The organism is Lentzea sp. NPDC055074, from assembly GCF_053608005.1.
The window spans coordinates 13,511-33,265 of the sequence record NZ_JBSGUQ010000011.1; the positions used below are offsets into that span (position 1 = coordinate 13,511).

Below are 19,755 nucleotides of genomic sequence, written 5' to 3' on the forward strand. Positions count from 1 at the left end.
GCGCCGCTCAGGCCGTGACGACGACCTTCGCTCGCGCGTGCTCCGACTCGACGTGCCGGATGGCGTCCGGTGCGTCGGTGAGCGGGTAGGTCCGCTCGATCACCGGCACGAGCCGCCCTGACTCGGCGAGCTCCCGCAACGCGGCCAGGTTCTCCTTGCTGGGCTTGGTCTCCAGCACCAGGAGCCGGTGCCGGGAGAACGACGAGAGCAGCCTGCCCTGGATGATCAGCCGGTACGGGCCGAACAGCGCTCCGCCGGTGAAGCTGCCGCCGCCGGAGAGCACCAGCGTGCCGTCCTCGGCGAGCGATCCCCGCAGCTCGCCCATCGACCTGTTCCCCACCAGGTCGAACACGAGGTCGTAGCGCTGCCCGGAGCGGGTGAAGTCCGTGGTCCGGTAGTCCACGACGTGGTCGGCGCCGGCCGCGCGGACCTGCTCGACGTTGCGCGTGCTGCACACTCCGGTCACGATCGCCTTGCGCGCCTTGGCGATCTGCACCGCCATCAGCCCGACCCCGCCGGACGCGCCGTTGATCAGCACCTTCTGCCCGGCCCGCAGGTCCTCGAGCCCCGACCACGCGGTGTTGCCGGCCAGCGGGAGCGCCGCCGTCTGCTCGAACGTGAGGTTGGACGGCTTGTGCTGCACCAGGTCCGCGCGCACCCGGACGTACTCGGCGAAGGACCCCTCGGCCTCCCCGAACACCTCGTCCCCGACCTGCACCATGCCGCCCACGCCCGGCCCGGTCTCCTCGACCACGCCCGCGAAGTCCATCCCCCGGATCCGCGCCTTCGGTCCCTTCCACCCCATGAACAGCCTCGCGAAGTACGGGTCACCGCGCATGAAGTGCCAGTCGGCGGCGTTCACCGACGACGCCCGCACGCGGACCAGCACCTCGCCTTCGCCGGGCACGGGCCGTTCGACCTCCCGCAGCTCCAACACGTCCGCGGAGCCGTATCTGTCCTGGACGATCGCCTTCATCGGGCCCTCCCTCGCTTGCGGGAGAAGGTAAGCGGCGGTGACCGCCCGGCGCATCAGGGACGGCCCCTAGGGACACCACCCGAGGCCACGTCACGGGCGAACTCCTGGGCCCTGGCGACGTCCTCGGCGTACCGGTCCGGACGCCTCACCGAACCTCGTCACCGCGGCACGAAGCGCGCGGAACGCCAAGGGACTCGGCGTTCCGCGCAGCGCTCTGACACTTCTTCGTCCACCCGCCCGGACCTACTGCGGAAGCTGTTCGCCCGTCTGCTCCTTGACCATGTACTCGGCGTACCACTCGGGCCAGTTCTCGTCGTACTCGCCGCCGTTGCGCTTCTCGTGCTCGCCGTGGGCCACCGCGGCCCTGCGCAACGCCGCCGCGAGGTCGGTGACCGAGTCGTAGGACGTGTCGTCGGCGGTGACGCGGCCGGGCAGGCGGGTCGTGACCTCCTGCAGGATCCACGTGTTGCCGTCCGGGTCGGCGAGCTCGGCGCGCGTGACGTAGCTGCGGCGCTCGGGGTCGGCACCCTCGACGGGGCCGTCCGGGCCGCCGTGGAACAGCGGGCCGACCTTGATCCCGGCCGCCAGCAACGCCTCGTGCGTCTCGACGACGTCCGCGACGATCAGGAAGTGTCTGCCCGAACCGGGTTCCGCGGTCGTGACGCCCTCACCGAAGTGGATGGACGCGTTGGAACCGTGCGGGGTGAACTGCACGACGTGCGACGGGGTGACGTCCTGGCGCCAGCCGAGCCGGGTGTAGAACTCCGTGGCGCGGGCGACGTCCGTGACGGGGATGACGGTGACTTCGAGCTTCATGTCGATCTCGTCGAGGTTCTTCACTTCGCTACTTCCTTTGCCAGGTCGCGGAGCGCGTTGAGGAACGCCTCCGAAAAGGTGGGGAACGGCTGGATGACGTCGAGCAGCACGGACAGCGGGACCTTCGCGCGGATCGCGACGGTGGCCTGCTGCAGCCACTCGCCCGCCTCCGGGCCGACGGCGTAGGCGCCGGTCAGGACCTCTCCGTCGGACACGAGGGTCAGGAATCCGGGCTTGGTGGCGTACTCACGGGTGTAGGTGGCGGTGCGCGCGACACCGGACAGGTGGGCGGTCGCGGTGTACTTCCCTTCCGCCGCACCGACCGCGGCGACCTCGGGGGAGGTGAACACGACGCGGGGAACGGCGCTGTAGTCCACCTTGGACGGTGTGCCGAGGATGTTCGCGGCGGCCACGCGGCCCTGGTACTTGCCGACGTGGGTGAGGTTCCACTGGCCCGTCACGTCGCCGACGGCCCAGATGCCGTCCGCCACGTTCATCCGCTCGTCGGTGGTGATGCCACGCGGGTTCGCCTCGACGCCCACGGTCTCGAGACCGATGCCCTCGACGCGCGGGCGGCGGCCGGTGGCGACGAGGAGCTCGTCTCCGCGCAGCCGCGTGCCGTCCGGGAGGTCGAGCACGTACTCGCCGTTCTCGAACGAGGCCTTCTGGGCGTGCACACCGAGGTGGAGCTCGATGCCCTGCGCGGACAGCGCTTCGGTGAGCGCCCGGCCGGCCGCCTCGGGTTCGCGGGGCAGCACCCGGTCGTTGCCCTCGACGAGCGCGACCTCGGAACCGAGGCTCAGGAACGCCTGCGCCATCTCGACACCGACGGGTCCGCCGCCGAGGATCAGCAACCGCCGCGGGATCTCCTGGACGCCGGTGGCCTCGCGGTTCGTCCACACGTCCAGGTCGGCGAGGCCAGGGATGGGCGGGATGAACGCCGACGAGCCGGTGGCGAGCACGATGTGGTCGGCGGTGTAGGTCCGGTCGCCGACCGCGACGGTGCCCGGCCCGGCGATGCTGCCGTGGCCGCGCAGGACGTCGATCCCGGCGCTCTCGGCCCAGCTCTGGCCGCCGGCGTCGTCGTAGGACGACACCATGAAGTCACGCCACTCCAGCACCGCTTTCGCGTCGATCTCGCCGGTGACCGCCTCACGGGCGCCGGGGACCTCGCGCGCCGCCGCCACGGCCTCACCGGCGCGCAGCAGGGTCTTGGACGGGATGCACGCCCAGAACGAGCACTCACCGCCGAGCAGCTCGCGCTCGACCAGGGCCACCCGCAGCCCGCCCCCGGCGACGGCGGCGGCGAAGTGCTCGCCGGGGGATCCGCCGCCGATGACGATCACGTCGTAGTCGCGCGCCATCACACACGACCCGGCAGGCGCGTCGTGACCTCCTGCAGGACCCAGCCGTTGCCGTCCGGGTCGCTGAACGAGGCGAACGAGCCGTAGCTGGTGCGGGCGGGGTCCGGGCCACTGACCCGGCCCGCGGTGCCGGCGTGGTGGAAGACACCGGTCTTGTCGTGGAAGATCTCGCTGACCTGCACCCCGCGGGCGAGGAGGTCGTCGCGGGCGGCCTCGATGTCGTCGACGATCAGGTGCATGCCCTCGGCGCTGCCCGGCTCGGCGTTCGAGACGCCGGTACCGAAGATGATCGACGCGGGCGAGCCGGTCGGCGTGAACTGGACCAGGCGGTAGCCCTCGTCGTCGGCGAACTCGGCGTCGAAGCGCCAGCCCAGCACCTTGTAGAAGTGCACCGCCCGGTCGATGTCGCTCACCGGGATGACGGTCACCTCGAACTTGTAGTCCATCGGGTTCCTCTCCTTCGTTCGTCGATGACATGAGACTGCTCCCGCAAGGGGGTCGCTCGAACCCGTGGAACACCCTGGTCACTCCCTGGCCCGTAGGCTCGGCCCGTGTCGGACGAAGGTCTGCTCGGCAGACGTGCTGAGGGCGAAACGCTGGAACGACTGCTCACGCGGGCGCGCTCCGGTGCTGGTCAGGTGCTGGTCCTGCGCGGAGAGGCCGGGATCGGCAAGACCGCGCTGCTCGACCAGGTGTCGACGCGGGCCTCGGGTTTCCGGGTGGCCCGGGCCGCGGGCGTCGAGTCCGAGAGCGCGTTCCCGTACGCGGGGCTGCACCAGCTGTGCGTGCCGTTCCTCGACCGGCTGGACCGGCTGCCGCCACCCCAGCGCGAGGCGCTCGGCACGGCGTTCGGGATGGCCTCCGGGCCCCGGCCGACGCGGTTCATGGTCGGGCTCGCGGTGCTGACGCTGCTCGCCGAGGTCGCCGACGAGCAGCCGCTGGTGTGCCTGGTCGACGACGCGCAGTGGCTCGACTCGATGTCGTCCGCGGTGCTCGGGTTCGTGGCCCGGCGCCTGCTCGCCGAACGGATCGCGCTGGTCTTCGTGCTGCGTGACGGCAACGACTACCTCGACGGGCTGCCCGAACTGCTCGTGCGGGGCCTCGACGACGCCGACGCCCGCGCGTTGCTGGAGTCGGTGATCAAGGGCCCGGTGGACGGCCGGGTGCGCGACCGGATCGTCGCCGAGGCCCGCGGCAACCCGCTCGCGTTGCTGGAGCTGCCGCGCGAGGTGGCGGACGGCCTGGACGCCGGGCCGCTGACCAGCCGCATCGAGCAGAGCTTCGTCCGGCAGATCGCACCGCTGCCCGCCGACACCCGGCTGCTGATGCTGACCGCCGCCGCCGAACCGCTCGGGGACGCGACGCTGCTGTGGCGGGCCGCGGGCCTGCTCGGCCTGGGTGCGGACCCGGCGGCCGCCGCCCTGGAGACCGGGCTCATCGAGTTCGGTGCCCGCGTCCAGTTCCGGCACCCGCTGGTGCGCTCGGCCGTCTACCGGTCGGCGTCCGCGGTGGACCGGCTGCGCGTGCACCGGGCGCTCGCCGACGTGACGGACCCGGCCATCGACCCGGACCGCCGTGCTTGGCACCGGGCGCAGGGCACCGCCGCGCCGGACGAGGAGGTCGCCTCCGACCTGGAGAACTCGGCCGGTCGCGCCCAGGCCCGCGGCGGGCTGCTGGCCTCCGCCGCGTTCCTAGAACAGGCCGCCGTGCTGACCCCCGAACCGGGCCGCCGAGCATCCCGCGAGCTCGCCGCCGCACGGGCCAAGCGGGACGCGGGCGCGCTGGACGCCTCGTTGCGGCTGCTGTCCGCCGTCGAGGCCGGGCCGCCCGACGAGCAGCGCAGCGCCCAGGCCGAGCACCTGCGCGGGCACATCGCGTTCGACCAGCGCCGGGTCGCCGACGCCGCGCCGCTGCTGTTCAGCGCGGCCCGCCGGCTCGCGCCGTTCGACGCCGACCTGGCCCGCGAGACGCACCTCGAAGCGCTCTCCGCCGCGATCTGGGCGGGCGCGCCGCTGGCCGACGCCGCCCGCGCCGCTCCCCCGGCCCGCACCCCCGCCTGCGCCCTCGACCTGGTGCTCGACGCGCTGACGACCCGCATCACGTCCGGGTACGCGGCGGCCGTCGAACCCATGGCCCACGCGCTGGACGCGGTGCGGGTGCTGAAGGTCGGCGCCGACGACATCAGCCGCGCGCCGTGGCTGTTCGGCAACCGCGCGGGCGGCATCGTCGCGACGGAGATGTGGGACTTCGACACGCGCAGGGCGTTCGCGCAGCAGCAGGTCCGCCTGTCCCGCGACGCCGGCGCGCTCGTGCAGCTGCAGTTCGCGCTGAACTTCCTGGCGGACAACGAACTCCTCGCCGGCGAACCCGCCGCCGCCCAGGCGTTGATCGAGGAGGACCAGCGCATCTCGGAGGTCACCGGCACCCCTCCGGTCGGCTACGCGCTGCTGCTGCGGGCCGCCTACCGAGGCGAGGACCTGGCCGGTGCCGCCCGCGCGGAGGCGGTGGCGGCGGGCCAGGGCCGGCTTGCGGTGATCGCCGACTGGACCGCCGCGATCCTCCACAACGGACTGGGCCGCCACGACCTGGCCCGCGACGCCGCGGTGCGCGTCTGGGCGTCCGACACCCTGGTCTACAGCTGCCTGATCACGTCCGAACTCGCCGAGGCCGCCTCCCGCACCGGTGACACCGCCCTGGTGTCCGAGGCGCTCGACCGTTCCGCGGACTGGGTCGAGACGCCGTGGTCACTGGGGCTCAAGGCCCGGCTGCGGGCGTTGGCCGGGGACCCGTCGGCGTTCGCCGAGTCGGTCGCCTTCTTCGAGCAGACGGCCTTGCGCGGCGAACTGGGGCGCGCGCATCTGCTGTACGGCGAGTGGTTGCGGCGCGAGGGGCAGCGGGTCGAGGCCCGGGAGCACCTGCGGAGCGCGCACGAGGTGCTGACGGCGGCCGGCATGCCGACGTTCGCGGACCGGGCGACGCGGGAGCTGCAGGCGACCGGCGAGACGGCCCGCAAGCGGACCGCCGAGCCGACGGACGAGCTGACCGCGCAGGAGTACCAGATCGCGCGGCTGGCGCGGGAGGGGTACTCGAACCCGGAGATCGGCACGCGGCTGTTCATCAGCCCGCGCACCGTGGAATGGCACCTGCGCAAGGTGTTCGGGAAGGTGGGGGTGACTTCGCGCCGCCAGTTGCGCGACGCGAAGTTCTAGGCGCTGTCCTGCAAGTTCGTTCGGTGAAAGGCGCGGGCGAGAGACCCGGAGGCGGTGCCGCCGCGACGCCCTCATACCGGGCGTATCCGGGCGTTGCGGCGGTGCCGCCTCCGGGTCCCTCGGCCGCCACTGTCGCCCAACGAGACTTGCAGGACAGCGCCTAGCCGCCGAGGGTCAGCCGAGGACCCACGACCTCCGCCGTCGAACCGAGTCGTCGTGCCGTCGATCGTCGCGGACCCGGCCACCACGCCCGCGTCGTTGATCGCCGAGGCTTCCTGCTCGGTGGTGCCGGGAAACCCGGGCAGCTCGACGGCGGTGGTGCTCGCGCGGGCCGGTGTGGGTGAGTGCGGCCGTTCGACCGCACTCACCGACGAACTCAGTTACCCGCGGCCAGCCAGTCCCGCAGGCTCGTCGGCTGCAGCTGCGCGCCAGGGTTCGGCACGAGCTGCTTGCCCGTCAGGAACGTGCCGAAGTACTTGGCCTGCGGGTCGCCCACGACCTCGCGCTCGTCCTCGCGCTGCACCAGCACCGTGCGGATCCAACCGTCCATTGTGAACTCTTCCGGCCCGCCGATCTCGAGCACGCCGTTGACGGGCTCGGTCGCGGCGGTCCGGCCGACCACCGCGGCGACGTCGGAGGCCGCGATCGGCTGGACGCCGCCGTGCGGGAGGTGCACGACGCCGTCCTGCTCGGCCGAGTTCGCGATGGCACCCGCGAACTCGAAGAACTGGGTGGCGCGGATGATCGAGTAGGTGAGGCCCGACTCCTTGATGAGCTTCTCCTGCGCCACCTTCGCGCGCAGGTAGCCGGACTCGGGCAGCTCGTCCGTGCCGACGATCGACAGCGCGACGTAGTGGCCGACACCCGCGTCGGCCGCGGCCTTGGTCAGGTTCGTCGTGGCCGTGGTGAAGAAGTTCATGACGTCGTCGTCGGCGAACGACGGCGAGTTCGACACGTCCACCAGCACGTCGGCGCCCTTCAGCACCTCCTCGACGCCCTCTCCGGTCAGCGTGTTCACGCCGCTGTTCGGGGACGCGGGCACGGCGTCGTGGCCGTGCTCCCCGAGCCGCTTCACGACCTGGCTGCCGATCAAACCGGTGCCGCCGATGACAACGATCCTCATGGGTTCATCCCTCTCGTGTTCCCTGCGGGGGTGTTCACGAGCTAAGACAGGACAGCCCTCGAAGTTGTGACAGGCCTACTGGAACGCACCCAGCTTCGACGGGTTGACCAGCCACAACACCTGGTCGATGCCTTCCGAGGACGCTGTCACGGTGATCACGGCGTAGGTGCCGTCGTCCTTGCGCAGCCGGACCGCGTCGAGCCCGTTCGCCTCGACGAACGACGCCTGCGCCCCGGCCCAGAAGGTCGGAGCCCACCCCGAGATGATCTTCGCCAGGGAGGCCGCGCCGAACAACGGTCGACCGGCCGCCCGGATCGCGCCGTTGCTGTCGGACCAGCTCACGACGTCCTGCGCGAACAGCTTCTCGAGCGCCGCCAGGTCGCCCGCCTGCGCCGCCGCCACGAACGCCTCCAGCAGCTTGCGCTGGTCCGCGCGCTCGACGGGCACGCGCCGTTCGTCCGCGAGGTGCTTGCGCGCCCGGCTGACCAGCTGCCGCGTCGCGACCTCGCTGGTCTGCACGATCTCGGCGATCTCCTTGTACGGGTAGTCGAACGCCTCGCGCAGCACGTACGCGGCGCGTTCGGTCGGGGTCAGCTTCTCCAGCAGCATCAGCACCGCGAGCTCCAGCACGGCACCCTGTTCCGCGCCCACCTGCGGGTCCGCGGAGGTGTCGACGGGCTCGGGGAGCCACGGGCCGACGTAGGTCTCGCGACGGGCCCGCGCGGTCTGGGACTCGTTGATCGCGAGCCGGGTGATCGCGGTGGCGAGGTACGCCTCGGGGTTGAGCACGGCGGTCCGGTCGGCGAGCTGCCAGCGCAGCCACACCTCCTGCACCAGGTCCTCGGCGTCGGCCACGCTCCCGGACATGCGGTACGCGATGCCGAACAGCCTCGGCCGGGCCGCCGCGAACGCCGACTCGGCCTCGTCGAGCTGCCGGGTCATCCACCACCCCTCTCGTCACGGCAACGTTAGCGCCGATCGGAGAGAGGGGTGATGTGGCGCCTCACACGGGCCGCGAACAGCTCCGGCGCAGCGGGCCGTACTCGCCGGCGTGGCTGAACAGCGAGTTGTCGTCGCCCACGACGAACAGCTCGGAGACGAACGTGACGCCGCCGGGGTAAGGCAGTTCACCCAGGAAGGTCGTGTCTCCCCAGACCGCCTGATGACCGGCCATTGTGGACTGTTCACCGGTGATCAGCCCGCTCGCGTTGACGGCGAACGAGGTGCCGCCGTCCTCGACGTGGTAGCCGACCACCCTGCCACCGCGGATCGCCTCCGCGTAGGTGTACCCGCCCACCGCAGGTGCGCAGCTCGTGGACGACCCAAGGCTTCCCGCCCGTCCACACGATCAGGTCGTTGGTGTTCTCCCCCGGCCGCAACTAGGTTGCACGCGGCTGTCGGTGCCGTGCACCTTGGCGAAACGCGGTTCACACCCGTCGGGCACGGCCACGCGGGACCGCCGCCACCGGTTGCCCGCCTCACTCGAACGGTCCAAGGCAAACTGATCACGTGACCACCGAACGCCCCAGCCCTCCCCTGCGGGCCGGCGAACGCGAGACCCTGCGCGCGTTCCTCGACTTCCACCGCGCCACCCTCGCGATGAAGTGCGACGGCCTGTCGGACGACGACCTGCGCCGCCGCTCGATGCCGCCGTCCACGCTCACGCTGCTCGGTCTCGTCCGGCACATGGCCGAGGTGGAGCGGACGTGGTTCCGCAAGGTCATCAACGGCGAGGACGTCCCGCTGGTGTGGTCCGGCACCGGCGACTACCAGGTCGCCTACGACGCCTCGGGTTCCACGCGGTCCGAGGCGTTCGAGGCGTGGCGGACCGAGGTCGAGCACGCACGCCGGATCGAGCGCGAGGCCGAGTCGCTGGACGTGACGGGCTACCAGCCGCGCTGGGGCGAGCAGGTGTCGTTGCGGCTGGTGATGAACCACCTCTGCCACGAGTACGCGCGGCACAACGGCCATGCGGACTTCCTGCGCGAGGGCATCGACGGCGTCACCGGGGCGTGACGTACCTCAATGCCCCGCCGCCGCGGGTGGCAGGTCGGCCTGCGCCAGCGTGATCCCGCGATCCGGCACGACGCCGAAGTGCGTGATCTGCCGCCCCGCGCCCAGTTCCGTGATCCAGTTCGCCGCCGTCCGGAACCGCCCGTACGGCAGGTCCATCAGGTGGTAGCCGCGGGTCACGGCCTTGGCCGGCAGGCTCGTCAGCGGCACGCCCAGCGGGTTCGCGACCGCCTGCCAGCCGCCGAGGTCGACGACGAACCCCAGGTCCTTGTGCCGGTACTCGCGGGGCGTGCCGTGGCCGAGCGACGCCGCGATGTTGTGCGCCGCGGTCTTGCCCTGGCGTTCGGCGTGCTGGGCGGTCATGGCGGTGATCTCGCCGGGTCGCACCAGATCCGGCACGGCGGCCGCGTCTCCGGCGGCCCACACGTCGTCGCAGACCTTCAGGTACGTGTCCGTGTCGACGCGGCCGTTGGTCGCGGGCCTGTTCAACGTGCCGACCAGCGGGTCGGGCCGGACGCCGACGCACCACACGACGGTCCGCGTCGGGATCTCGCTGCCGTCGGAGAGCCGCGCGCACGTCGCGGTCATCTCCTCGAGGCTGGTCTCCAGCTTGACCTCGGCACCTCGCTCGATCAGCACCTTCTTCGTCGGCCCCGACAGCCTCGGGTCCAGGCCGGGCAGCACGCGCGGGGCGATGTCGACGAGGATCCACCTCGGCGGGACGTCCTTCAGCCCGGGCAGGTGCCGCCAGGCGTCCTGGGTCAGCAGCTGCGTCTGCGCGAGTACCTCCGTACCCGTGTAGCCCGCACCCACCACCACGAACGTGCAGCGCGCACGGCGTTCCTCGGGGTCGTCGGACTGGTCGGCCAGCTCCAGCTGCCGCAGCACGTGGTCGCGCAGGTGGATGGCCTCGGCGATGGTCCGGAAGCCCTTCGCGTGCTCGGCCACACCGGGGATCGAGAGCAGGCGCGTGACGCTGCCGGACGTGATCAGCAGCCGGTCGAAGGACCTCGAGGACGAGCGGCCCTCGACGTCGGTCACCTGGACGCACCTGCCGGCGAGGTCGATGCCGGTGGCCGCGCCCAGGACGAGCCTGGTGCGCTTGAGCTTGTTGCGCAGCGGCACCGCGACCCGGCGCGGGTCGAGCACACCGCCCGCCACCTCGGGCAGCAGCGGGATGTAGAGCATGTAGTCGACGGGGTTGATCGCGACCAGCTCGGCCGCGTCCTCGGGCAGCGTGCGTTCGAGCGTGCGCAGACAGTGGAATCCGGCGAACCCGGTGCCGATCACCAGGACCCGCGGCCGAGCGGACATCCGTCCTCCTCGAGTAGCCGTCAGTAGAAGCCCTCACGCCGGGCGGAGCCCTTGTGGCCCAGGTCGGCGCTGATCCGTTCCGCGGCGTCGAGCAGCAACGGCACCACCTCGCCGCGGACCTCCTCCACAGATGATCGCCCCACGGAGGTGGAGGACGCGAGCGCGGCGACCACCTCCCCGGCGCGGTCGCGGACGGGCGCGGACACCGAGAGCAGCCCGATCTCCAGCTCCTCCGCCACGATCGACCACCCGTCCGAGCGAACCTGCCGCAGTGCGGCGCGGAACGCGTCGCCCCCGGTGACCGTGTGCCGGGTGAGCGCGGGCAGACCTCCCGCGACGACCTCGTCGACGACGGCGTCCGGTGCCCAGGCGAGCAGCACCCGCCCCATCGACGTCGCGAACGCCGGGACCCTGGTGCCGACGGACACGTTGATGCTCATGATCCGCCGGACCGGCACGCGGGCGACGTAGACGACGTCGCGTCCGTCCAGTTCGGCCAGTGACGCCGACTCGCCCGTCCTGGCCGACAGCTCCAGCAGGTGCGGCTGGGCGATCTCGATCATCGCGTGCGACGCCGAGTAGTGCTGCCCGATGCTCAGCACCCGAGGCGACAGCGTCCACTTCGTGCCGTCGTTGCGGACGTAGCCGAGCCGTTGCAGCGTGAGGAGAATCCTGCGCACGGCCGGGCGCGAGAGGTTCGTCGCGGCGGCGAGCTCGGCCAGGGTCGGGCTGACCCGTTCCTCGTCGAACGCGAGCAGCACCGCGAACCCGCGCTCGATGCTCTGGATGAAGTCGCGCTCGTCCGGCCCGCTGGTCATCGCCCCATCTTTCCGCACCACCACCGTTGACACGGCCGCACCGCCGGTGCACCCTCATGTAACCGCAAAGCGTACAGCTTGTACGCTTAGCGTACAGGAGGAGCGGGAGATGACTCTGGATCACCGCACAATCCGCAACGGGTTCGGCAGGTTCGCCACCGGCGTCACCGTGGTGACCTGCCGCAACGACGACGGAGAGCCGCACGGCGCGACCGTCAACGCCTTCACGGCCGTCTCGCTCGAACCGGCGCTGTGCCAGGTCACGCTGACCCGCGAGTCCAAGGCCTGCCGGTTCCTCGACGACAAACCGTTCGCCGTCAACGTCCTCGCCGCCGACCAGATCGACGCGGCCTGGACCTTCGCGGGCCGTCCCCAGGGGCGACCCGCACCCCGCTGGGCCGACGGGCCGACCGCCCCCGTTCTGCTCGGCACCGCCGCGACCATCTCGTGCCTGCCCTGGCGCACGTACGACGGCGGCGACCACCTGATCGTCATCGGGGAGGTCGCACACCTCAGCACCAGCGACGCCGATCCGTTGCTGTTCTTCGGTGGTGCGTTCCGCGAGATCGCCGGACGCACCGCGGACCACTGGATGAGCTCGGTCGACTGCCCGGACATCGGGTGGTTCGGCTCCGGCTTCGCCCCACTGCGAACCACTTCAACCCTGAAGGGTTAGGCATGACCACGCAGCAGCAGCAACGCACGACCCGGCCGATGACCGGCGAGGAGTACATCGAGTCCATCCGGGACGGACGCGAGATCTTCCTCGGAGGCGAGAAGGTCGGCGACGTCACGACCCACCCCGCGTTCCGCAACTCCGTCCGGATGACCGCCCGTCTCTACGACGCGCTGCACGACCCGGACAAGCAGGCCGTGCTGACAGCGCCGACCGACACCGGCAGCAGCGGCTTCACGCACCCGTTCTTCCGCACTCCCCGCAGCAGCGCCGACCTCTACGCCGACCGCGCCGCCATCGCGGAGTGGGCTCGCATGACCTACGGCTGGATGGGCCGCAGCCCCGACTACAAGGCCGCGTTCCTCGGGACCCTGGGCGCCAACGCCGACTTCTACAACCCCTTCGCGGACAACGCGAGGCGCTGGTACCAGGAGTCGCAGGAGAAGGTCCTGTACTGGAACCACGCGATCATCAACCCGCCCGTCGACCGCGACCGCAACCCCGACGAGGTCAGCGACGTGTTCATGCACGTCGAGGAGGAGCGCGACGACGGCCTGATCGTGTCCGGCGCGAAGGTCGTGGCCACCGGGTCGGCGATCACGAACTACAACTTCATCGCGCACTACGGCCTGCCGATCAAGAAGCGCGAGTTCGCGCTCGTGTGCACGGTGCCGATGGGCGCGCCGGGCATGAAGCTGATCTGCCGCAACTCCTACTCCGCCAACGTCGACAAGACCACCGGCCCGTTCGACTACCCGCTGTCGTCGCGGTTCGACGAGAACGACACGATCTTCGTGCTGGACCGCGTGAAGATCCCGTGGGAGAACGTCTTCATCTACGGCGACGCCGAGAAGGCCAGCACGTTCTTCCCCGGTTCCGGGTTCCTGCACCGCTTCACGTTCCACGGCGTCACGCGGCTGTCGGTGAAGCTCGACTTCATCGCCGGCCTGCTGCTGAAGGGCGTGGAAGCCACCGGTGTCAAGGACTTCCGCGGCATCCAGACCCGCGTCGGCGAGGTCATCGGGTGGCGCAACCTGTTCCACGCGCTGTCCGAGGCGATGTGCGCTCGTCCCGACGAGTGGGTCGACGGCGCGGTGTTGCCGCACCTGGACTTCGGCCTCGCCTACCGGTGGTTCATGACCGTCGGCTACCCGCGGATCCGCGAGATCATCATGCAGGACATGGGTTCCGCGCTGATCTACCTGCCGTCGTCCGCGAAGGACTTCATGTCCGACGAGACGCGGCCGTACCTCGACAAGTACGTGCGCGGCTCGAACGGCATGGACGCCGTCGAGCGCGTGAAGCTGATGAAGCTCATCTGGGACTCGATCGGCAGCGAGTTCGGCGGCCGGCACGAGCTCTACGAACGCAACTACTCCGGCAACCACGAGGGTGTGCGCGCCGAGATGTTGTTCGCCGCACAGCAGTCCGGCATGGCCGACTCCATGAAGGGGTTCGCCGAGCAGTGCATGGCCGAGTACGACCTGAACGGCTGGACCGTTCCCGACCTCTTCAACCCCGGCGCGACCTCCCTCAACGGAAGGTGACCTCCCGATGACTGCCGTTCACTCCCCCACCGCAGCTGACTCCGGCGCGTCCGCCAGCGCCAATTTCCGCTCCACCACGCGGTCTTCCGTCGAGGTCTCGCCCGAGCGGGTGTCCACTGTGGCCACCGCCGTGCTGCGGGGCGTGCACGAGGCGATCCGCGCCCACGCCGTCACCTACGCCGAGTTCCAGGCCGCGAAGCAGTGGCTGATGGACCTCGGCGAGGGCGGCGAGTGGCCGTTGTTCCTGGACGTGTTCGTGGAGCACGTCGTCGAGGAGGTCGCCGCACGCACGCAGGACGGCACCAAGGGCAGCATCCTCGGGCCGTACTACCTGCCGGACCAGGTGTCGCTGCCCGCTGTGGCGACGCTGCCGATGCGCGCCGACGAACAGGGCTCGCCCTTGGTGTTCTCCGGGCGCGTGACCGACCTGGCGGGGCTGCCGCTGGCCGGGGCCGAACTGGACGTCTGGCACGCCGACTCCGAGGGCTACTACTCGGGGTTCGCACCGGGCATCCCGGACGGGAACCTGCGCGCGGTCGTGACGGCGGACGCGGAGGGCCGGTTCGAGATCACCACGGTGCAGCCCGCGCCGTACCAGATCCCGACCGACGGACCGACCGGGCGACTGATCGACGCGGCCGGCTGGCACCCGTGGCGGCCCGCGCACCTGCACCTCGTCGTGCGCGCTCCTGGGCATCGGCCGATCACCACGCAGCTCTACTTCGCGGGCGGTGAGTACGTCGACAGCGACGTCGCCGAGGCCGTGAAGCCCGAGCTCGTCCTGACCCCGGCCGACCAGCGCGTGTCCTACGACTTCGTGCTCGAGCCGGCATGAACGATCTCGTGATCGACGGCGTGGACACCGTTCTGCTCGACGTCCCGCTCGTCCGGCCGCACCGCTTCGCCCGCACCGGGATGGACGCGCAGCCCGTGCTGCTCGTCGAAGTCCGCACCGCGGGCGGGGCGGTCGGCCTCGGCGAGGGAGTCGTGCCGGGCGGGCCGTGGTGGGGCGGTGAGTCGGTCGAGACCATGAAGGTGGTCGTGGACCAGTACATCGCCCCGCTGCTGCTGGGCCGCCGGGTCGACGACATCGCGGGGATCCTGCGGGCCGTCAACGACGTGGTGAACGCGAACCTCTACGCCAAGGCCGCGGTCGAGGTCGCGCTGCACGACGCGTGGGCGCGGTCGCTGGGCGTACCGGTGCACACGCTGCTCGGCGGGCTCGCGCGGACGTCGATCCCGGTGACGTGGGCGCTCGGCACCGAGCCTGCGGACGTCGTCATCGACGAGGCGATGGCGAAGCTCGATCTCGGGCACCGCAGCTTCAAGCTCAAGATGGGCGCGCAGGACCCGGCCGACGACGTGCGCCGGGTGTGCGTGATCGCGGAGAAGCTGCGGGACGTCGCGGGCGTGCGGATCGACCTCAACGCGCGCTGGGACCGGCTGACCTCGTTGCGCCACCTGCCGATGCTCGCCGACGCGGGGGTCGAGCTGGTCGAGCAGCCCGTACCGGGGGCCGAGGTCGAGTGGCTCGCGGAGATCAACCGGGCGCTGCCGATCCCGGTGATGGCGGACGAGTCGCTGCGCACGCCGTCGGACGCCCTGCGGCTCGCGGGTCTGCGGGCGGCGGACGTGTTCTCGTTGAAGACGACCAAGTCCGGTGGGCTGCGCGCCACGGCGGCCATCGCTTCGATCGCGGCCGCGGCGGGTATTCCCTGTCACGGCGGCACCTCGATCGAGAGCCCGGTCGGCACGGCGGCGTCGCTGCACCTCGCCTGCGCCTCCCCGGCGGTGACGTGGGGCAGCGAGCTGTTCGGGCCGTTGCTCATGCGCGAGGAGCTGCTGGCCACGCCGCTGCGCTATGACGGCGGCGACCTGCACCTGCCGGTCGGCCCGGGGCTCGGCGTCGAGCTGGACCCCGCGGCCGTCGCGGCCTTCACCAGGAGGTGACCGTGCTCTTCCACGTGCGGATGGACGTTTCCCTGCCCCACGACATGGACCCCAACGACCGCGCCGAACTGGTGCGTGCCGAGAAGGAACAGGCGCTGGAGCTGCAGAAACTGGGCGTGTGGCCGCATCTGTGGCGCGTCGTCGGGCAGTACAGCAACATCAGCGTCTTCGACGTGCCGTCCAACGACGAGCTGCACGCGTTCCTGTCGTCGTTGCCGCTGTGGGAGTACATGAAGGTGCAGGTGACGCCGCTGGCGACACATCCGTCCGATCTGGCGGCCCAGCCATGACGGCCGTCCGGGAAGGTCTGGTGTGGCGGTCGGTGGCGGACGTCCCGCCGGACTGGCCGGGGTGCGTGGTCACGATCGGGGTGTTCGACGGCGTCCACCGCGGGCACGCCCACCTGATCTCGGCCGCCCGGGAGGTCGCGGGGTCTCGGCCGGTGGTGCTGGTGACGTTCGACCCGCATCCCGCCCGCGTGCTCGGGCTGGCGCGCGACACGTCCACCCTGAGCACCGTCGACCGGCGTGCCCAGCTCGGGCACGCCCTGGGGGTCGAGGCGATCCTGGTGCTGCCGTTCACCCGCTCGCTCGCCGCGCTGTCACCCGCCGCGTTCGTGTCGGAGGTGTTGGCCGGGGCGCTGCACGCCGAGGCCGTGGTGGTCGGGACGAACTTCACGTTCGGGCACCGCGGGGCCGGGACCGTGGAGACGTTGCGGGAGCTGGGACTTCCGGCGTTCGGCGTCGACCTGGTGGACGGGTGTTCGTCGACTCGGGTGCGGAAGTTGGTGCGGGACGGCGACGTCCGCGCCGCCGCGGCCGTGCTCGGGAGGCCGCACCGGGTGGACGGTGTGCTGTCCGACGGTGTCGTCACCGTGCCACCGGGGACCGCGTCGCCGCCGGACGGGCAGTACCTCGGGACGCTCGGTGATCGGCTCGTCCGGCTGGTCGTGGTGTCCGGGGCGGTGCTGGTGACCGGATCTGACGGGCCCGCCGCGGTCGAGTTCCTGGACCGGCTCTGACCGGTCAGAAGAGGCGGCCGTCCTCCTCCGCGGGAGGTTCTTCCAGCTCCAGCAGGAACCGCTTGCGCGTCAGGCCGCCCGCGTACCCGGTGAGGCTGCCGCGCGCGCCGACCACGCGGTGGCAGGGAACGATGATGCTGATCGGGTTCCAGCCGTTGGCGTTGCCCACGGCCTGAGCGCCCGCCGGGTCGCCGAGCTCGGCGGCCAACTGCCCGTAGGTTCGGGTCTCTCCGTAGGGGATCGCCGTCAGGAGCTTCCACACGCTGCGCTCGAACGCCGAACCGCGAGGCGCCAGGTCGAGGTCGAACTCCCGTCGCTGCCCGGCGAAGTACTCGTCCAGCTGGCGGCGCGCCTCGTCGAACCCCGTGTCCGTGCGCGGGCCGAGGTCGGTCAGGCGCGGGGTGCGCAGGTGGCCGTCGAAGTAGAGGCCCAGCAGCGACTCGCCCTCCGCGACGAGGGTGAGCGGTCCGACCGGTGAGTCGACGACGGTGTGGTGCACGTGCATCCTGGGGTGCTCCGGTGGTGCTCGGTGTCCGGGATCAGGCCGCCACCGTAGCCTCCCGCAGATGGGGCCGCGGTCGTCGGTGCTGGACACGTCGCCGATCGTGCGGGGCTCGACGCCGCGCGAGGCGTTGAGCACCACCGTCGATCTCGCGGAACTGGCGGATGAGCTGGGGTTCCACCGGTACTGGGTGCCGGAGCACCACGGCATGCGCGGGGTCGCCAGCGCCGCGCCGGCCGTGCTCGTCGCACACCTCGCGGCGGTGACCTCACGGCTGCGCGTCGGCCCGGCCGCGGTTGCGCGCGGGCTCCAGGCCGTGCTCGACGAGACCGGCACGCCCGAGCTGATGATCACCTCGCCGATCCACCACCACGCCGACCGCCGCCGCAGCTACGAACCGGTCGTCTCTCTCGCGCCCGACCTCACCGTCACGCCGCCGAGGCCTTCCTGACGATCCCGCTCGCCATCGTGGCGAACACGATGTCGTGCAACGGTTTCTGCGCCAGCCAGTACACCCGGCCGAGCAGCCCGTCGGCGGTGAACGTGACCTTCTGCCGGTAGCGCGTGCGGTCGCCCTGACGGTCGACGCGCATGTCGAGGAGCGTGTGTCCGGGCATCTTCATGTCCGCGCGCAGCACGAGCCGCCTCGCCTCGTCGTCGCGGTGGACCACGGTCCAGAAGTCGACGACGTCGCCCTCCGCGATCTCGGGTGCCCGGCCCCGGTAGAGCCCGACGCCGCCGAAGAGGTGGTCGATCGCTCCCCGGACCGTCCACACCAGAGGGATCGTGTGCCAGCCGTCGTCGCCTCCCAGGGTGTTGACCGCGCTCCACACGTCCTGCGGTGACGCGTCGGTGAGCACGGTCCGTTCCTCGGTGAAGACCTCGCCGTCGGTGTGGACGGTCTCCTGGCCGGTCGTGGCGCGGATGGCGTTGTCGACGCTCGTCATGCCGGCGGGAGGCGGCGGCAGCACGTCGGTGGCGGACGGGCCGGACTCCGACAGGTCGTGGTCCAGCGACGCGAACAGCGGTTCCGCGACCATCGCCGACACCGGCGTCACGAGCCCGGCGACCTGGGCCGCGAGCTTGTGCGACCACAGGGGTGAGGGCAGCGGCAGCCGGACCGGCAGGCCCAGGACCCGCGCGCACCGCTGCACCAGTTCGAGGTAGCTGAGCTTCTCCGGGCCGACGACGTCGTACACGCCGTCGACCGGTTCGGTGAGGTGCGCGGCGGCCACCAGGAAGTGCACGACGTCGTCGACGGCGACCGGCCTGCTGGAGTTGTGCATCCAGGACGGTACCGGCACCCACGGGATCACGCGTGCGGACGACCGCAGCAGCTCGAAGCTCGTCGAACCGGCGCCGATGATCATCGGGGCCTGCAGGACGAGTGCGGGCACCGGACCGGCGGTCACGACGTCGCCGACCTCGGCCCGGGAGGCGAGATGATCGGAGAGGCCGGAAGAACCGGGACGCGGTCCGCCGACGTAGACGATCTGGCGCACCTCGGCCTCCGCCGCCGCGGCCACCAGCACGGCGGCGGCCCCGCGGTCGACGTCGGCGAAGTCCGGCCGGTCCAGCGAGTGGACGAGGAAGTACACGACGTCCTGGCCCGCCAGCGCCTCCCGGACCGCGTGCGGGTCCGTGGCGTCGCCGATGTGCACCATCACGTTGGTGGGGAACCTCGTCGACTGGGCGCGGTCGCGCACCAGGACGGCCACCTCGTGGTCGTGCGCCAGGAGCTCCGGCACGAGACGGGAGCCGAGGTGGCCGGTCGCGCCCATGACGAGACACCTCATCGGATGCCGGTCCGGTTCTGCAACGCGCCGACCTTGGTCCCGTACAGGAAGAACACGGCCATGAACACCTCGATGCGTTGCTGCGACGTGAGTTCGTCCAGGTCGACGGCGATCTCAGTCTCCCGGACGTCCGTGCTGCGCGCGAGTCGCCGGTTGAACAGCGCCCGCGCGGTGTCCTGGCTGCGCTCGTCCACGTCGGCGTGGAACAGCCGGCGCAGGTCGCAGTCGGAGGGCAGCGGGTGGTGGACGAGATCCGCGGGGTAGCGGGCGTTCATCACGCGGGCCGCGGTGTTGAGGGTGTGGGCGACGAGCTCCGCTCCCCTGCCGAAGTGGTCGACCACCGCGACGAGCTCCTCGAGGGTGGCGACGTCCTCCTCGATGCTGACCGGTGTGCTGGTGTCGAGGTCGAGCCGTTCCATCGCCATCGCGACGTTCTCGAGGACCTGGCCCGGATCGACGACGAACTGGTCGCCGACGTGCAGGCTCGCGCGGTGGTGGTGCGGGTCGAGTAACTCCTGCGCCTCGCGGTCGAGGTGCTGAGGTTCGCCGTGGTCGATCGTCACCCGCATGACTTGCCCGTTTCCGAGTCCGCGCAACCGTCGAACCACGAACAGGTGACGCGCGGTTGCG

Annotated in this window: 21 protein-coding genes; 9 read left to right on the forward strand and 12 right to left on the reverse strand. The window is 71.4% G+C overall.

The window, feature by feature from the left end:
* Positions 1 to 7: 7 nt before the first annotated feature.
* The 4 genes from ACWF7A_RS24275 to ACWF7A_RS24290 all read right to left on the reverse strand — a co-directional run bounded on the left by ACWF7A_RS24275 (position 8) and on the right by ACWF7A_RS24290 (position 3,602).
* On the reverse strand, positions 8 to 976 hold the full coding sequence (locus tag ACWF7A_RS24275) for an NAD(P)-dependent alcohol dehydrogenase (RefSeq protein WP_452252762.1): 969 nt from the start codon (positions 974 to 976) through the stop codon (positions 8 to 10).
* 243 nt (positions 977 to 1,219) lie between these two features.
* Positions 1,220 to 1,816: a VOC family protein gene (locus ACWF7A_RS24280; RefSeq protein WP_452252763.1), complete on the reverse strand. Its 597-nt coding sequence runs from the start codon at positions 1,814 to 1,816 to the stop codon at positions 1,220 to 1,222.
* Entirely contained in the window at positions 1,813 to 3,156 is a 1,344-nt protein-coding gene (locus ACWF7A_RS24285) for a dihydrolipoyl dehydrogenase family protein (protein WP_452252764.1), read from the reverse strand. The genes ACWF7A_RS24280 and ACWF7A_RS24285 overlap by 4 nt, the downstream gene beginning before the upstream one ends.
* Positions 3,156 to 3,602, reverse strand: a complete 447-nt coding sequence (locus tag ACWF7A_RS24290; RefSeq protein ID WP_452252765.1) for a VOC family protein — start codon at positions 3,600 to 3,602, stop codon at positions 3,156 to 3,158. Before ACWF7A_RS24290 ends, ACWF7A_RS24285 begins: the two co-directional genes overlap by 1 nt.
* Before the next feature lie 105 nt (positions 3,603 to 3,707).
* Between ACWF7A_RS24290 and ACWF7A_RS24295 the strand changes: the two genes are divergently transcribed.
* The gene (locus tag ACWF7A_RS24295; protein WP_452252766.1) at positions 3,708 to 6,365 is read left to right on the forward strand and encodes a helix-turn-helix transcriptional regulator; all 2,658 of its coding nucleotides are present in this window, start codon (positions 3,708 to 3,710) and stop codon (positions 6,363 to 6,365) included.
* Between the two features lie 376 nt (positions 6,366 to 6,741).
* On the opposite strand, the gene ACWF7A_RS24300 is transcribed toward ACWF7A_RS24295, so the two are convergent.
* The 3 genes from ACWF7A_RS24300 to ACWF7A_RS24310 all read right to left on the reverse strand — a co-directional run bounded on the left by ACWF7A_RS24300 (position 6,742) and on the right by ACWF7A_RS24310 (position 8,785).
* Positions 6,742 to 7,488, reverse strand: a complete 747-nt coding sequence (locus ACWF7A_RS24300) for an SDR family oxidoreductase (RefSeq protein ID WP_452252767.1) — start codon at positions 7,486 to 7,488, stop codon at positions 6,742 to 6,744.
* A 75-nt stretch (positions 7,489 to 7,563) separates the two neighbouring features.
* Positions 7,564 to 8,430, reverse strand: a complete 867-nt coding sequence (locus ACWF7A_RS24305; protein WP_452252768.1) for an RNA polymerase sigma-70 factor — start codon at positions 8,428 to 8,430, stop codon at positions 7,564 to 7,566.
* A gap of 61 nt (positions 8,431 to 8,491) precedes the next feature.
* Positions 8,492 to 8,785 carry a hypothetical protein gene (locus tag ACWF7A_RS24310; RefSeq protein ID WP_452252769.1) on the reverse strand — a complete coding sequence of 98 codons (294 nt, stop codon included), beginning with the start codon at positions 8,783 to 8,785 and terminating at the stop codon, positions 8,492 to 8,494.
* 212 nt (positions 8,786 to 8,997) lie between these two features.
* Between ACWF7A_RS24310 and ACWF7A_RS24315 the strand changes: the two genes are divergently transcribed.
* On the forward strand, positions 8,998 to 9,504 hold the full coding sequence (locus ACWF7A_RS24315) for a DinB family protein (protein WP_452252770.1): 507 nt from the start codon (positions 8,998 to 9,000) through the stop codon (positions 9,502 to 9,504).
* Positions 9,505 to 9,510: 6 nt separating this feature from the next.
* Here ACWF7A_RS24315 and ACWF7A_RS24320 read toward each other — a convergent pair whose 3' ends face one another.
* Positions 9,511 to 10,815: an NAD(P)/FAD-dependent oxidoreductase gene (locus ACWF7A_RS24320; RefSeq protein WP_452252771.1), complete on the reverse strand. Its 1,305-nt coding sequence runs from the start codon at positions 10,813 to 10,815 to the stop codon at positions 9,511 to 9,513.
* A gap of 20 nt (positions 10,816 to 10,835) precedes the next feature.
* Entirely contained in the window at positions 10,836 to 11,633 is a 798-nt protein-coding gene (locus ACWF7A_RS24325) for an IclR family transcriptional regulator domain-containing protein (protein WP_452252772.1), read from the reverse strand.
* A 109-nt stretch (positions 11,634 to 11,742) separates the two neighbouring features.
* Here ACWF7A_RS24325 and ACWF7A_RS24330 point away from each other — a divergent pair, with 109 nt between their 5' ends.
* From ACWF7A_RS24330 to ACWF7A_RS24355, 6 genes are read left to right on the forward strand one after another with little or no spacing between them, the layout of a single operon-like run.
* Positions 11,743 to 12,309, forward strand: coding sequence for a flavin reductase family protein (locus tag ACWF7A_RS24330; RefSeq protein ID WP_452252773.1), 567 nt, complete (start codon positions 11,743 to 11,745; stop codon positions 12,307 to 12,309).
* Between the two features lie 2 nt (positions 12,310 to 12,311).
* Positions 12,312 to 13,856 (forward strand): 4-hydroxyphenylacetate 3-hydroxylase family protein, encoded by a 1,545-nt coding sequence (locus ACWF7A_RS24335; protein ID WP_452252774.1) that lies wholly within the window; start codon positions 12,312 to 12,314, stop codon positions 13,854 to 13,856.
* Positions 13,857 to 13,863: 7 nt separating this feature from the next.
* Positions 13,864 to 14,691 (forward strand): catechol 1,2-dioxygenase, encoded by an 828-nt coding sequence (gene catA / locus ACWF7A_RS24340; RefSeq protein WP_452252775.1) that lies wholly within the window; start codon positions 13,864 to 13,866, stop codon positions 14,689 to 14,691.
* A complete protein-coding gene (locus tag ACWF7A_RS24345) occupies positions 14,688 to 15,806 on the forward strand; it encodes a muconate/chloromuconate family cycloisomerase (protein WP_452252776.1) in 1,119 nt (372 codons plus the stop codon). The genes catA and ACWF7A_RS24345 overlap by 4 nt, the downstream gene beginning before the upstream one ends.
* A gap of 2 nt (positions 15,807 to 15,808) precedes the next feature.
* A complete protein-coding gene (gene catC / locus ACWF7A_RS24350) occupies positions 15,809 to 16,096 on the forward strand; it encodes a muconolactone Delta-isomerase (protein WP_452252777.1) in 288 nt (95 codons plus the stop codon).
* Positions 16,093 to 16,827 (forward strand): adenylyltransferase/cytidyltransferase family protein, encoded by a 735-nt coding sequence (locus tag ACWF7A_RS24355; RefSeq protein WP_452252778.1) that lies wholly within the window; start codon positions 16,093 to 16,095, stop codon positions 16,825 to 16,827. Before catC ends, ACWF7A_RS24355 begins: the two co-directional genes overlap by 4 nt.
* Before the next feature lie 4 nt (positions 16,828 to 16,831).
* On the opposite strand, the gene ACWF7A_RS24360 is transcribed toward ACWF7A_RS24355, so the two are convergent.
* The gene (locus ACWF7A_RS24360; protein WP_452252779.1) at positions 16,832 to 17,332 is read right to left on the reverse strand and encodes a methylated-DNA--[protein]-cysteine S-methyltransferase; all 501 of its coding nucleotides are present in this window, start codon (positions 17,330 to 17,332) and stop codon (positions 16,832 to 16,834) included.
* Between the two features lie 61 nt (positions 17,333 to 17,393).
* Here ACWF7A_RS24360 and ACWF7A_RS24365 point away from each other — a divergent pair, with 61 nt between their 5' ends.
* Positions 17,394 to 17,780 carry an LLM class flavin-dependent oxidoreductase gene (locus tag ACWF7A_RS24365; protein ID WP_452252780.1) on the forward strand — a complete coding sequence of 129 codons (387 nt, stop codon included), beginning with the start codon at positions 17,394 to 17,396 and terminating at the stop codon, positions 17,778 to 17,780.
* Here ACWF7A_RS24365 and ACWF7A_RS24370 read toward each other — a convergent pair.
* Entirely contained in the window at positions 17,758 to 19,110 is a 1,353-nt protein-coding gene (locus ACWF7A_RS24370; RefSeq protein WP_452252781.1) for a DUF2867 domain-containing protein, read from the reverse strand. The two genes, ACWF7A_RS24365 and ACWF7A_RS24370, sit on opposite strands and share 23 nt — an antisense overlap.
* An 11-nt stretch (positions 19,111 to 19,121) precedes the next feature.
* Positions 19,122 to 19,694 (reverse strand): hypothetical protein, encoded by a 573-nt coding sequence (locus ACWF7A_RS24375; RefSeq protein WP_452252782.1) that lies wholly within the window; start codon positions 19,692 to 19,694, stop codon positions 19,122 to 19,124.
* Between the last annotated feature and the right edge of the window lie 61 nt (positions 19,695 to 19,755).

Coding starts and splice junctions, on each gene's coding strand:
- ACWF7A_RS24325 (WP_452252772.1), bottom strand. CDS start 11,633: ATGACCAGCGGGCCGGACGAGCGCGACTTCATCCAGAGCATCGAGCGC.
- ACWF7A_RS24355 (WP_452252778.1), top strand. CDS start 16,093: ATGACGGCCGTCCGGGAAGGTCTGGTGTGGCGGTCGGTGGCGGACGTC.
- ACWF7A_RS24375 (WP_452252782.1), bottom strand. CDS start 19,694: ATGCGGGTGACGATCGACCACGGCGAACCTCAGCACCTCGACCGCGAG.
- ACWF7A_RS24335 (WP_452252774.1), top strand. CDS start 12,312: ATGACCACGCAGCAGCAGCAACGCACGACCCGGCCGATGACCGGCGAG.
- ACWF7A_RS24285 (WP_452252764.1), bottom strand. CDS start 3,156: ATGGCGCGCGACTACGACGTGATCGTCATCGGCGGCGGATCCCCCGGC.
- ACWF7A_RS24365 (WP_452252780.1), top strand. CDS start 17,394: ATGGGGCCGCGGTCGTCGGTGCTGGACACGTCGCCGATCGTGCGGGGC.
- ACWF7A_RS24320 (WP_452252771.1), bottom strand. CDS start 10,815: ATGTCCGCTCGGCCGCGGGTCCTGGTGATCGGCACCGGGTTCGCCGGA.
- ACWF7A_RS24305 (WP_452252768.1), bottom strand. CDS start 8,430: ATGACCCGGCAGCTCGACGAGGCCGAGTCGGCGTTCGCGGCGGCCCGG.
- ACWF7A_RS24330 (WP_452252773.1), top strand. CDS start 11,743: ATGACTCTGGATCACCGCACAATCCGCAACGGGTTCGGCAGGTTCGCC.
- ACWF7A_RS24290 (WP_452252765.1), bottom strand. CDS start 3,602: ATGGACTACAAGTTCGAGGTGACCGTCATCCCGGTGAGCGACATCGAC.
- catA (WP_452252775.1), top strand. CDS start 13,864: ATGACTGCCGTTCACTCCCCCACCGCAGCTGACTCCGGCGCGTCCGCC.
- ACWF7A_RS24370 (WP_452252781.1), bottom strand. CDS start 19,110: ATGGGCGCGACCGGCCACCTCGGCTCCCGTCTCGTGCCGGAGCTCCTG.
- ACWF7A_RS24300 (WP_452252767.1), bottom strand. CDS start 7,488: ATGAGGATCGTTGTCATCGGCGGCACCGGTTTGATCGGCAGCCAGGTC.
- ACWF7A_RS24275 (WP_452252762.1), bottom strand. CDS start 976: ATGAAGGCGATCGTCCAGGACAGATACGGCTCCGCGGACGTGTTGGAG.
- ACWF7A_RS24345 (WP_452252776.1), top strand. CDS start 14,688: ATGAACGATCTCGTGATCGACGGCGTGGACACCGTTCTGCTCGACGTC.
- ACWF7A_RS24360 (WP_452252779.1), bottom strand. CDS start 17,332: ATGCACGTGCACCACACCGTCGTCGACTCACCGGTCGGACCGCTCACC.